This is a genomic window from Clostridium nitrophenolicum, from assembly GCF_055391695.1.
The window spans coordinates 5,398,112-5,410,480 of sequence record NZ_AP042469.1 but is presented as its reverse complement, the minus strand read 5'-3'; the positions used below and the strand labels follow the sequence as shown (position 1 = coordinate 5,410,480).

Genomic DNA, 12,369 nt, shown 5'->3' with positions numbered 1-12,369 from the left:
TATTTGTTTAATAATCTTTAGAATGGAGAGTTTAGATGGATTTTAGCTTATTAAAAGGAAGATTCACTAAAGGCGATGTAAGACAGATGAATCCATTAGTACTTGCTTTTATTGGAGATGCTATATATGAAGTTTTTGTAAGAACTTATTTAGTAGATAAAAATAGAGATATGTCTGTACATAAACTTCATATAAGGGCAATTGGATTTGTAAAAGCTCATGCACAAAGTGAATTTATTAAAAAACTAGAGGAACAGTTAACTGAAGAAGAAATATATTTCTTTAAAAGAGGAAGGAATTCTAAATCAGGAACTATTCCTAAAAATGCTGATGTTCAAGAATATAAATTTGCAACAGGATTTGAAACATTAATAGGTTATTTATATATTACTGAACAAGTAGATAGATTAAATTATTTATTAGAAATGATAATAGAATTAAGTGTAAACGGGGGGAATATAAATGGCTCTTAAAGTTAAGTTGGTTGAACACACACCTAATCCAGAGAAGGTTATAGCAGCATCGGCCAAATTGTGCTATAGCGCTGTTGGAATAGATGAGATAGAAAAGAATTTGGATGAGGATAAAGCATTAAAGTTTTTAAATATGTTAATGTCATATGGACATGAATCACCTGTAGAGCATGTATCCTTTACCTTTGCTATAGAAGGGGTTTCAAGAAGTTTAACTCATCAACTTGTAAGGCACAGATTGGCATCATATTCACAACAAAGTCAAAGATATGTAAGATTGAAACAGTTTCAATATATAATTCCTCCAGAAATAGAGAAAGATAATGAGGCAAGAAAAATATTTATTGATTCTATGGAAAAAAGTCAAGAAGCCTATAGTCAGTTAACTGAAATTTTAAAAGATAAGCATATAAAGAATGGAATGGATCCGATTTCAGCAGAAAAGAGAGCAATTGAAGATGCAAGATATGTTTTCCCAAATGCATGTGAAACTAAAATAATGGTAACAATGAATGCTAGATCCCTAATGAACTTTTTTAAGCATAGATGCTGTAATAGGGCACAATGGGAGATAAAAGAGCTTGCAGATGAAATGCTAAAACAAGTAAAAGATATAGCCCCTATACTCTTCAAGTATAGTGGACCATCTTGTTTAAACTCTGTATGTCCAGAGGGTAGAATGACCTGCGGAAAGATAGAGGAAGTTAGAAAAAGCTATATTATTAAATAGCAAGTATTTATTAATGAAAGAGGTAATAGCGTGAAAGAAACAAAGAAAGCATTTAAAGATAAAAGAGGAAGAAACGATAGAAGTTTTAAACAATCAGCTGCAAATTCCGCAAATGAAGAAGTTAAAGTAAGAGAGGATATTATTGAGGGAAGAAATGCTGTTATAGAAGCGTTGAGATCAAATAGAACTATAGAACAAATATTTGTTGCCAACGGAGATGTTTCAGGGTCTATAAATGTAGTTTTAGCTCTAGCTAAAGAAAAAAGTGTAGTTGTAAAGTATGTAGATAGAAAAAAGCTAGATCAAATTTCACAGACAGGTTCTCATCAGGGAGTAATCGCACAGGTCACTCCTTATAAATATTGTGATGTAGAGGATATATTAGAATATGCGAAGGAAATAAATGAACAACCATTTATTATAATTCTTGATGAGATAGAAGATCCGCACAACTTTGGGTCTATAATAAGAACTGCCGAGGTATGTGGAGCACATGGAATTATTATACCAAAAAGGAGAAACGTAGGAGTAACTCCTGTTGTTTTTAAGTCTTCAGCTGGGGCTGTAGAATACACAAAAATTGCTAAAGTAACAAATTTAAATAGTGCTATAGATGCGCTAAAGGAAAAGGGTATATGGATATATGGAGCAGATATGAATGGTGATAACTGCTTTGAAGTTAATTTTGATGGAGCTGTAGCTTTGGTAATTGGAAGTGAAGGTAAAGGCATTTCTAAACTTACAAAAGAAAAGTGTGACGCACTTGTAAAAATACCTATGGTAGGTAAAATATCATCACTGAATGCTTCGGTTGCAGGTGGAATATTAATGTATGAAATTTTAAAACAAAAAATAAAATGTGATAAAAAGTGAAAAATATCTTTGTAGATGGATACAATGTTATAAATAGTTGGCCTGAATTGAAAATTATAAAAGATTACAGTCTAGAGTCAGCTAGAAGTGAACTCATAGAAACATTAAGTAATTATGCGGCATATAAAGGTTATAAAATTTTCATTGTTTTTGATGCACATATGGTAAATGGGAGTGTGGAAAAAAAAGAAAAGTTCGGTAATGGAAATGTTATTGTAGTATTCACAAAAGAGGGAGAGACAGCTGATAGTTTTATAGAAAGAATGATAAATCAAGTAGGAAGAAAATTTGAAGTTAGTGTTGTTACTTCTGATTCATTAGAACAGCAGCTTGTTTTCCAAAGAGGTGCTACAAGGATGTCCTCCATTGAGTTTTATCATGAAATAAAAGGGATTGAAAGAAAGATAAAAAGTAAGATAGAAAAAAATTATTCAAAAAAAAGATATTCATTGGAAGATATGATAAATAAGGATATATTGGAAAAGCTTGAAAAAATTCGCAGAAGTAATTAAAATATATTGACTGAAAATTTAATTATAATGTATAATCAATATGTATGTTATATTTTTTATGGAGGGGATACCTTTGGAGAAGAGGGGTTATATTAATAAAAAAATTTCCTCCTTTCAAGAAAAATTAGATGAGGAAGTCGTTATAGAGGCCAAAAGTGGGGATACTTGGGCACAAGAGTATTTAATAAATAAATACGAGAATTTTGTGAAGGCCAAGGCTAAATCTTATTTTTTGATAGGTGCAGATAAAGAAGACATATATCAAGAAGGAATGATAGGACTATATAAGGCAATTAGAGACTTTAAACCTGATAAACTATCTTCATTTAAAGCTTTTGCAGAATTATGTGTTACAAGGCAAATAATAACTGCTATAAAAACAGCTACGCGTCAGAAGCATATTCCGCTTAATACATATGTTTCTCTAAATAAACCTATATATGATGAGGAGTCTGATAGAACTTTACTTGATGTTTTATCAGAAGCAAAGGTATCTGACCCGGAAGAGTTGATTATTAGCAGAGAAGAACTAAATCATATTCAAAATGAAATAGGAGAAGTATTATCAACTTTAGAAATGGAAGTCTTAATGTCTTATTTGGATGGGAAATCATACCAGGAAATTGCTTGTGATTTAGATAGACATGCAAAGTCTATAGATAATGCATTACAAAGAGTGAAAAGAAAATTGGAAAAGTGTTTAAGCGATAAATAAAAAAATACATATTGACAAAAAAATATATTTGTATTAAAATTTATAATCGGTATATAACCTTTTGAAGATTTAACGCGAGCGGGAGTAGTTCAGCGGTAGAACACTAGCTTCCCAAGCTAGCTGTCGCGGGTTCGATCCCCGTTTCCCGCTCCAGAAGTAAATTGCCCATGTAGCTCAGTAGGCAGAGCGTCACCTTGGTAAGGTGGAGGTCACCGGTTCAATCCCGGTCATGGGCTCCAATGATATAAAAAGTTTACAACACACCAGGGTGAGTTTACTTAAACAAAATGTAACTAAACGAGGAGGAATAAAAAAATGTCAAAAGCTAAATTTGAAAGAACTAAACCACACGTAAACATAGGAACAATAGGTCACGTAGACCACGGTAAGACAACATTAACAGCAGCAATAACAACAGTATTATCAAAAAAAGGATTTGCAGAAGCATTTGATTATGCATCAATAGATAAAGCACCAGAAGAAAGAGAAAGAGGAATCACAATCAACACTGCACACGTTGAGTATCAAACAGATAACAGACACTATGCACACGTTGACTGTCCAGGACACGCTGACTATGTAAAGAACATGATTACAGGAGCAGCACAAATGGATGGAGCAATACTAGTTGTAAGTGCAGCAGATGGTCCAATGCCACAAACAAGAGAACACATACTACTAGCATCAAGAGTTGGTGTTAACTACATAGTAGTATTCTTAAATAAAGCAGATATGGTAGACGATCCAGAATTATTAGAATTAGTAGAAATGGAAGTAAGAGAGTTATTAAACGAGTATGACTTCCCAGGAGATGATACTCCAATAGTAACAGGATCAGCATTAAAAGCATTAGAAAATCCAACAGATCCAGAAGCAACAAAATGCATAATGGAATTAATGGATGCAGTAGATAGCTACATTCCAACTCCAGAAAGAGCAACTGACAAACCATTCTTAATGCCAGTAGAAGACGTATTTACAATCACAGGAAGAGGAACAGTTGCAACAGGAAGAGTTGAAAGCGGAATATTAAAAGTTGGAGACGAAATCGAAATCGTAGGATTAAAAGAAGAAAAGGGCAAGAGTGTATGTACAGGAGTAGAAATGTTCAGAAAGCTTCTTGATCAAGCGATGGCAGGAGATAACATCGGAGCATTATTAAGAGGTGTTCAAAGAACAGATATCGAAAGAGGTCAGGTATTATCAAAACCAGGTTCAGTACACCCACACAAGAAATTCGTAGGTCAAGTATACGTACTTAAGAAAGAAGAAGGCGGAAGACACACTCCATTCTTCGATGGATACAGACCACAATTCTACTTCAGAACAACAGACGTTACAGGAAGCATCAAATTACCAGATGGAATGGAAATGGTAATGCCAGGAGACCACATCGACATGAACGTTGAATTAATCACTCAAGTAGCAATGGATGAAGGATTAAGATTTGCTATAAGAGAAGGTGGAAGAACAGTAGGTTCAGGAGTTGTTTCTAAGATAGTTGAGTAATTATTTATAGGACTGGGTTTCTAGACCTGGTCCTTTTAAAAGTATAAAATAATCTGTTGAAATATATACCAACGATTTCATCTATGATTTCATTGACATATAAGCTATATTGTGATAAATTATCTAAGTAATGCATAATTTAAATTAGCAATAAACGACAAAATAATGTTTATATATACACAAGTATTGGGAGGTGTAAACAATGAGAATAAAAGTAACTCTAGCATGTACAGATTGTAAACAAAGAAACTACAATACAATGAAAAATAAGAAGAATGACCCAGATAGATTAGAAATGAGAAAATATTGTCCATTTTGTCATAAGCACACAGCTCATAAGGAGACAAAATAGTATATAGAGGCATATAATTAAAATATTTTGAGGATGTGAAAAGATGGCTGCGCACGATAGTGTAAAAAATACAAACAAATCAGCAACGTCCGGAAATAGAATCATTAGTTTTTTTAAAGAGCTAAAAGCTGAATTTAAAAGAATAACTTGGGCCTCTAAGGAAAATGTTAAAAAATCAACAGTAATAGTTATGACATTTTGTCTTATTTATGTTGTGATTATTGGATTACTGGATTATGGATTTAAAAGCTTAATTGGTGTAATCTTTAAATAAAACTAAAAAGGAGGTAGGGGTCGAGATAAGATTCCCGTCCCTTGAGTTATGGCAGAGAAAGCTAGATGGTATGTAGTTCACACATATTCTGGTTATGAAAATAAAGTTAAAGCCAACTTAGAAAAAACTATAGAAAATAGAAACTTGTACGATTGGATTGATGATGTTCAAGTTCCAATGGAAGAGCAAGTGGAAATTAAAGATGGCAAAAAGAAAGTATCTCTAAAAAAAATATTTCCAGGATATGTTTTAGTTCATATGGTAATGACTGATGATTCTTGGTATGTAGTTAGAAATACTAGAGGAGTAACAGGGTTTGTTGGTCCAGGATCTAAGCCTGTACCACTTACAGATGTAGAAGTTACAGCAATGGGAATTGCTGAAAAGCCTGTTAACATAGATATATCAGTAGGTGAGAACATAATAGTTAAATCCGGACCGTTGGAAAACTTCCCAGCGATCATTCAAGAAATAAACACAGAAAAGAGAAAAATTAAAGCGTTAGTTAACATGTTTGGCAGGGAAACACCTGTTGAACTTGATTTTAACCAAATACAAAAATTAGATTAACTTGTAAGACATTTGTCTTAACAAAGTGGGAGGATTTAATAATCCGCATAACCACATTATAGGAGGTGTAAATTCATGGCTAAAAAAGTAGTAGGAATGATAAAACTTCAGCTTGCTGCAGGAAAAGCAACTCCAGCACCACCAGTTGGACCAGCGCTTGGACAGCATGGTGTAAATATTATGGGATTCTGTAAAGAGTTTAATGCTAAAACTGCTAATCAGGCTGGATTAATAATTCCAGTAGTAATAACTGTATATCAGGATAGATCATTTAGTTTCATACTAAAGACTCCTCCAGCAGCAGTATTACTAAAGAAAGCAGCAGGAATAGAAAGTGGTTCTGGTGTACCAAACAAAACTAAAGTTGCTAAAGTAACTAAGGATCAAGTTAGACAAATAGCTGAAACAAAAATGCCAGACTTAAACGCAGGATCTGTTGAAGCTGCTATGAGCATGATAGCAGGAACTGCTAGAAGCATGGGTATAGTTGTAGAAGAATAGTCGACCAAAATAGTGGGAGGTAAAAACCGTTAAAACCACAAAGGAGGATTAGGAAATGGGAAAGAATTATATCGAAAGCGCTAAGCTTATTGATAGAAATGTTTTATACACTCCAGCAGAAGCTATGGAGCTTGCTATAAAAACATCAAAAGCTAAATTTGATGAAACTATAGAATTAGCTGTAAGACTTGGTGTTGACCCAAGACATGCAGACCAACAAGTTAGAGGAGCTGTAGTACTTCCTCATGGAACAGGAAAAAAGGTTAGAGTATTAGTTTTTGCAAAAGGCGAAAAAGCTAAAGAAGCTGAAGCTGCAGGAGCAGAATACGTTGGAGCAGAAGAATTTATCGATAAAATACAAAAAGAAAACTGGTTTGAGTTTGATGTAGTTGTTGCAACTCCAGATATGATGGGTGTTGTTGGAAGATTAGGTAGAGTATTAGGACCTAAGGGATTAATGCCAAACCCAAAATCTGGTACAGTTACTTTTGATGTTGCAAGAGCAGTAGCTGATATCAAAGCTGGTAAAGTTGAATATAGAGTTGATAAAACTGCTATAGTTCACGTTCCAATTGGAAAAAGATCATTTGGAGCAGATAAATTAGCTGAAAACTTCCATACATTAATGGAAGCTGTAATAAAAGCTAAACCAGCAGCAGCTAAAGGTCAATATGTTAAATCTGTAGTACTTTCAAGTACTATGGGACCTGGAATAAAAATAAATCCAGTTAAAGTTTTAGAATAGTATTGACATAAATAAATATTTTGTGTAAAATTTTAAAGGTTGAATAAGTAAATATTCCGTAGACAGTAGGTGCGAAAGCATAACGGTTATACCAACCTACCGAGGGTTCCAATATAAGATTATGATTGGTCTCTCTGTGTCTACGGGGGGACCTTTAAATTATATAACAGCAGTTTAAACTGTGAGGAGGTGGACACACAGTGGGAAATAACAGACAATTAAAAGAAGCTAAAGTTTTAGAAATAAAAGAAAAAATGGAAAAAGCTCAAGGTGTAATATTTGCTAAATATCAAGGATTAACTGTTGAGCAAGATACTAATCTTAGAAAGAATTTAAGAGAAGCTGGTGTAGAATATAAGGTTTATAAAAACACTTTAACTGCGTTAGCTGCAAAAGAATTAGGAATAGAAGGTCTAGAAAGTATATTAGAAGGACCTGTATCAGTAGCATTTGGATACGAAGATCCAACTGCTCCAGCAAGAATTCTTAATAACTTTGCAAAAGATTACAAGAAACTTGAGTTAAAGGGTGGAGTTGTTCAAGGCGAAGTGTTTGATACTGCTAAAGTTCAACAACTTGCTACAATACCACCAAGAGAAGTACTTATTGCAAAATTACTTGGAAGCTTCAAAGCTCCATTGTCAAATCTTGCATACTTATTAAATGCTATTAAAGAAAAAAAAGAATCTGAAGAAGCTTAATATAGAAGCTTAATCTAAAAAAAAGGAAATTTTGGAGGTGCCTAATAATGACTAGAGAAGAAATAATTCAAGCTGTAAAAGAAATGAGCGTTTTAGAATTAAACGAATTAGTAAAAGCATGTGAAGAAGAGTTCGGAGTAAGCGCTGCTGCTCCAGTTGCAGTTGCAGGTGCTGCTGCTCCAGCTGCTGCTGAAGAAAAAACTGAATTCGACGTAGTGTTAGCTAACGCTGGATCAGAAAAAATCAAAGTTATAAAAGTAGTTAGAGAATTAACTGGATTAGGATTAAAGGAAGCTAAAGAAGTAGTTGACGGAGCTCCTAAAACATTAAAAGAAGGCGTAAGCAAAGAAGATGCTGAAGCTATAAAAACTAAACTTGCAGAAGTTGGTGCTACTGTAGAAATAAAATAATAACTCATAATAATTTCTAAAAAGAGGTACTTTTACAAAAGTGCCTCTTTTTTTTAAAATTTATAAAAACTAGAATAATTAACAGTTGACAACTTAATTGTATTATGGTAACATAATAAATTGCATTGATTAATTAAAAAATAATTATATGATTTAATATTATTTTTTAAAACTTGAATTAATTGTTAAAATTGGGTTATACTAATTTGATGGTAACGTGATCAATCCAAAAGCGCATAAAAATAAAGTGTGTTTTTGGTTATTTTTAGTTTATGCAAGGGGTGAAAGTCAATGGTACATCCTGTCCAGGTTGGCAAAAGAACAAGAATGAGCTTTTCTAGATTAAAAGAAGTAGGAGATATGCCTAACTTAATTGAAGTTCAATTAGACTCCTATAACTGGTTTCTAAGAGAAGGCTTACAGGAAGTGTTTGATGATGTAAATCCTATTCAGGACTATACAGCAAATCTTAACTTAGAATTTGTTGGATATAAATTGGATATGGATAATATCAAATACTCTGTAGAAGAATGCAAAGAAAGAGACGCAACTTATGCAGCACCTTTGAAAGTAAAAGTTAGATTACTTAATAAGGAGACTGGCGAAGTAAAAGAACAGGAAGTGTTCATGGGAGATTTTCCTCTTATGACAGAGCAAGGAACTTTTATTATTAACGGAGCTGAAAGAGTAATAGTTAGCCAGTTAGTAAGATCACCAGGCGTATATTACGATATGGCAGTTGATAAAACAGGAAAAAAACTTTTCTCATCAACTGTAATTCCGAACAGAGGAGCTTGGTTAGAATATGAAACAGATTCTAACGATGTAATATATGTAAGAATTGATAAAACAAGAAAATTGCCTATAACTATTTTAGCAAGAGCTATGGGTTATGGCACTGATGCAGAAATTACTGAATTTTTTGGTGATGAAGAAAGATTAAAAGCATCAATAGAAAAAGATAATACTAAGACCCGCGAAGAGGCATTACTTGAAATATATAAGAGATTGAGACCAGGAGAACCTCCTACAGTTGATAGTGCTCAATCACTTATCGAATCTTTATTTTTTGATGCAAAGAGATACGATCTTTCTAGAGTTGGAAGATATAAGTTTAATAAAAAACTAGCTTTGCATCTTAGAATTGCAAATCAAATATCAGCACAAGACATTGTAAACCCACAAACAGGAGAAATACTTGTTCAAAAGGGTGAAAAAATCAGTAGAGAAAAATCCATAGAAATTCAAAACTGTGGTGTGAATGTAGTAGATATTCAAGTTGAAGACAAGACAGTAAGAGTTATAAGTAACAACTTCGTAAATATACATAAATTTATTGACCTTAATATAGATGATTTGAATATAAGAGAACTTGTTCATTATCCTACTTTAAAAGAAATACTTGATAATTATAGTGATGAAGATAGCATAAAAGAACAAATAAGAAAAAATATGCATTCGTTAATACCAAAGCATATAATAAGAGATGATATTTATGCTACTATAAGTTATGAATTAGGGTTGGCCTATAATATAGGTCATACTGACGATATTGACCACCTTGGAAACAGAAGACTTAGATCAGTAGGGGAATTATTGCAGAATCAATTTAGAATAGGTCTTTCAAGAATGGAAAGAGTAGTTAAAGAAAGAATGACTATTCAGGACCAGGAAGTAATAACTCCTCAAGCTTTGATTAATATAAGACCTGTAGCGGCAGCTATAAAAGAGTTCTTTGGAAGCTCACAGCTTTCACAATTCATGGATCAGACTAACCCGCTATCAGAGCTTACTCATAAGAGAAGACTTTCAGCTTTAGGACCAGGAGGTCTTTCAAGAGAGAGAGCTGGTTTTGAAGTTAGAGACGTTCACCATTCACATTATGGTAGAATGTGTCCGATAGAAACACCGGAAGGTCCTAATATAGGACTTATAAACTCATTAGCTACTTATGCTAGGGTAAATGAATATGGATTTATAGAGACTCCATATAGAAAAGTTGATAAAAATACAGGTGTGGTTACTGATAAATTAATATATATAACAGCTGATGAAGAAGATGAATATTTGGTTGCTCAGGCAAATGAGCCTATTGATGATAATGGACATTTTATAGATAATAAAGTAACAGTAAGAAATAAGGAAGATGTAATTGTAGTTCCACGTGAGGATGTTGATTTTATGGACGTATCGCCAAGGCAGTTAGTTTCCGTGGCTACAGCTATGATTCCATTCCTTGAAAATGATGACGCCAGCCGTGCTCTAATGGGATCAAACATGCAGCGTCAAGCTGTTCCATTGTTAAAACCACAGGCTCCTGTCGTAGGAACAGGAATAGAGTTCAAGGCAGCAGTAGATTCAGGAGTTCTTCCTAAAGCTAAAAATGCAGGAACTGTTGTATATGTAAGTGCTAATGAAGTAAGAGTGAAAAGAGATTCAGATGGTGGAATAGATACTTACAGACTTCTTAAGTTTAAGAGATCTAACCAAGGTACATGTATAAATCAAAGACCAATAGTGTCTAAGAATGAGCGTGTTGAAAAAGGAACAGTTTTATCAGATGGTCCATCAACAGACCTTGGGGAAATAGCATTAGGTAAAAACATAAGAATGGGCTTTATAACCTGGGAAGGTTACAACTATGAAGATGCTATGCTTATTTCAGAGGAATTAGTTAAAAATGATGTATTTACATCAATTCATATAGAAGAATATGAAGCTGAGGCAAGGGATACAAAGCTAGGACCAGAAGAAATAACAAGAGATATACCAAATGTGGGAGAAGATGCACTAAAAGATATAGATGAAAGAGGAATAATCAGAATTGGAGCTGAAGTAAGATCAGGAGATATCTTAGTTGGAAAGGTTACTCCAAAAGGAGAAACTGAGCTTACTGCAGAAGAAAGATTACTTAGAGCTATATTTGGAGAAAAGGCTAGAGAAGTAAGAGATACTTCACTTAGAGTTCCACATGGTGAAGCTGGTATAATTGTAGATGTAAAAGTATTTACAAGAGAAAATGGAGATGAGCTTCCTCCAGGAGTCAATAAACTTGTTAGATGTTATATTGCTCAAAAAAGAAAAATATCTGTTGGAGATAAAATGGCTGGAAGACACGGTAACAAAGGGGTTATTTCAAGAGTATTACCAGAAGAAGATATGCCTTTCTTACCAGACGGAAGACCATTGCAAATATGCTTAAATCCTTTAGGAGTACCTTCACGTATGAATATCGGTCAGGTACTTGAAGTTCATCTAGGATGGGCAGCATCAGAATTAGGATGGCATATTGCAACTCCAGTATTTGATGGAGCTACAGAGGATGACATAGTAGAATGTCTGAAAAAAGCTGGTTACAGAGAAGATGGTAAAACTGTATTATATGACGGAAGAACCGGAGAACCTTTTGATAATACAGTAACTGTTGGTTACATGTATATATTAAAGCTTGCTCACTTAGTTGATGACAAAATACATGCTAGATCAACCGGACCATATTCATTGGTTACACAGCAGCCGTTGGGTGGTAAAGCTCAATTTGGAGGACAGAGATTCGGAGAGATGGAAGTTTGGGCACTTGAGGCCTATGGTGCAGCACATACACTTCAGGAGATACTTACTGTTAAATCTGACGACGTTGTAGGAAGAGTTAAGACTTATGAGGCAATTGTTAAGGGAGAAAATATTCCTGAACCTGGAGTTCCTGAATCTTTCAAGGTTCTTATTAAAGAACTTCAAGCTTTATGTCTTGATGTAAAAGTATTAAATGATGACAACGAAGAAGTACGATTAAGAGAGTCTGTAGATGAAGAAATAGAGGATTTAGGTGTAAATATCGAAGGAAACGAAGAGTTTGTTCCACCACCTCCAAGTGATGACTATATTGAGAATGATGACAGTGATGAAGAATTAGACCTTGATTATGAAGATTTATCTTTAGATGAGATTCAAGGTGAGTTGGAAATAGATGATTTTGGTGATGAACATTAGGAAGGGAGGATGTA

General features: G+C 33.8%; 14 protein-coding genes, 2 tRNA genes and 1 other annotated feature. All 16 genes read left to right on the top strand.

Annotated elements, in window-relative coordinates; translation table 11 throughout:
* Nucleotides 1-35 precede the first annotated feature (35 nt).
* The 16 genes from ACZ5N4_RS25670 to rpoB all read left to right on the top strand — a co-directional run bounded on the left by ACZ5N4_RS25670 (nt 36) and on the right by rpoB (nt 12,355).
* Nucleotides 36-473, top strand: coding sequence for a Mini-ribonuclease 3 (locus ACZ5N4_RS25670; protein WP_464205539.1), 438 nt, complete (start codon nt 36-38; stop codon nt 471-473).
* Nucleotides 463-1,203 (top strand): FAD-dependent thymidylate synthase, encoded by a 741-nt coding sequence (thyX, locus tag ACZ5N4_RS25665; RefSeq protein ID WP_464205537.1) that lies wholly within the window; start codon nt 463-465, stop codon nt 1,201-1,203. Before ACZ5N4_RS25670 ends, thyX begins: the two co-directional genes overlap by 11 nt.
* 138 nt (nt 1,204-1,341) lie before the next feature.
* Entirely contained in the window at nt 1,342-2,076 is a 735-nt protein-coding gene (rlmB, locus tag ACZ5N4_RS25660; RefSeq protein WP_464211055.1) for a 23S rRNA (guanosine(2251)-2'-O)-methyltransferase RlmB, read from the top strand.
* Nucleotides 2,073-2,588: an NYN domain-containing protein gene (locus ACZ5N4_RS25655; protein ID WP_464205535.1), complete on the top strand. Its 516-nt coding sequence runs from the start codon at nt 2,073-2,075 to the stop codon at nt 2,586-2,588. The genes rlmB and ACZ5N4_RS25655 overlap by 4 nt, the downstream gene beginning before the upstream one ends.
* A gap of 73 nt (nt 2,589-2,661) precedes the next feature.
* A complete protein-coding gene (gene sigH, locus ACZ5N4_RS25650; protein WP_178909765.1) occupies nt 2,662-3,303 on the top strand; it encodes an RNA polymerase sporulation sigma factor SigH in 642 nt (213 codons plus the stop codon).
* Nucleotides 3,304-3,381: 78 nt separating this feature from the next.
* Nucleotides 3,382-3,456: transfer RNA gene (locus ACZ5N4_RS25645), tRNA-Gly, on the top strand.
* Nucleotides 3,457-3,466: 10 nt separating this feature from the next.
* Nucleotides 3,467-3,542, top strand: a tRNA-Thr gene (locus ACZ5N4_RS25640).
* A gap of 76 nt (nt 3,543-3,618) precedes the next feature.
* Nucleotides 3,619-4,812 (top strand): elongation factor Tu, encoded by a 1,194-nt coding sequence (gene tuf / locus ACZ5N4_RS25635; protein ID WP_464205510.1) that lies wholly within the window; start codon nt 3,619-3,621, stop codon nt 4,810-4,812.
* Between the two features lie 202 nt (nt 4,813-5,014).
* Nucleotides 5,015-5,164 (top strand): 50S ribosomal protein L33, encoded by a 150-nt coding sequence (gene rpmG / locus ACZ5N4_RS25630; protein WP_178909736.1) that lies wholly within the window; start codon nt 5,015-5,017, stop codon nt 5,162-5,164.
* A 43-nt stretch (nt 5,165-5,207) separates the two neighbouring features.
* Nucleotides 5,208-5,438, top strand: a complete 231-nt coding sequence (gene secE / locus ACZ5N4_RS25625; protein ID WP_464205532.1) for a preprotein translocase subunit SecE — start codon at nt 5,208-5,210, stop codon at nt 5,436-5,438.
* Between the two features lie 48 nt (nt 5,439-5,486).
* The gene (gene nusG, locus ACZ5N4_RS25620; protein WP_464205530.1) at nt 5,487-6,008 is read left to right on the top strand and encodes a transcription termination/antitermination protein NusG; all 522 of its coding nucleotides are present in this window, start codon (nt 5,487-5,489) and stop codon (nt 6,006-6,008) included.
* A gap of 75 nt (nt 6,009-6,083) precedes the next feature.
* Nucleotides 6,084-6,509, top strand: a complete 426-nt coding sequence (gene rplK / locus ACZ5N4_RS25615; protein WP_218323275.1) for a 50S ribosomal protein L11 — start codon at nt 6,084-6,086, stop codon at nt 6,507-6,509.
* A gap of 55 nt (nt 6,510-6,564) precedes the next feature.
* Entirely contained in the window at nt 6,565-7,254 is a 690-nt protein-coding gene (gene rplA, locus ACZ5N4_RS25610) for a 50S ribosomal protein L1 (protein ID WP_464205527.1), read from the top strand.
* A gap of 38 nt (nt 7,255-7,292) precedes the next feature.
* Nucleotides 7,293-7,421 (top strand) — a sequence feature (ribosomal protein L10 leader region).
* A gap of 33 nt (nt 7,422-7,454) precedes the next feature.
* A complete protein-coding gene (rplJ, locus tag ACZ5N4_RS25605) occupies nt 7,455-7,955 on the top strand; it encodes a 50S ribosomal protein L10 (RefSeq protein ID WP_211144074.1) in 501 nt (166 codons plus the stop codon).
* Nucleotides 7,956-8,002: 47 nt separating this feature from the next.
* Nucleotides 8,003-8,365: a 50S ribosomal protein L7/L12 gene (gene rplL / locus ACZ5N4_RS25600; RefSeq protein ID WP_464205524.1), complete on the top strand. Its 363-nt coding sequence runs from the start codon at nt 8,003-8,005 to the stop codon at nt 8,363-8,365.
* 291 nt (nt 8,366-8,656) lie between these two features.
* Entirely contained in the window at nt 8,657-12,355 is a 3,699-nt protein-coding gene (gene rpoB / locus ACZ5N4_RS25595) for a DNA-directed RNA polymerase subunit beta (protein ID WP_464205522.1), read from the top strand.
* The last annotated feature ends 14 nt before the right edge of the window (nt 12,356-12,369 follow it).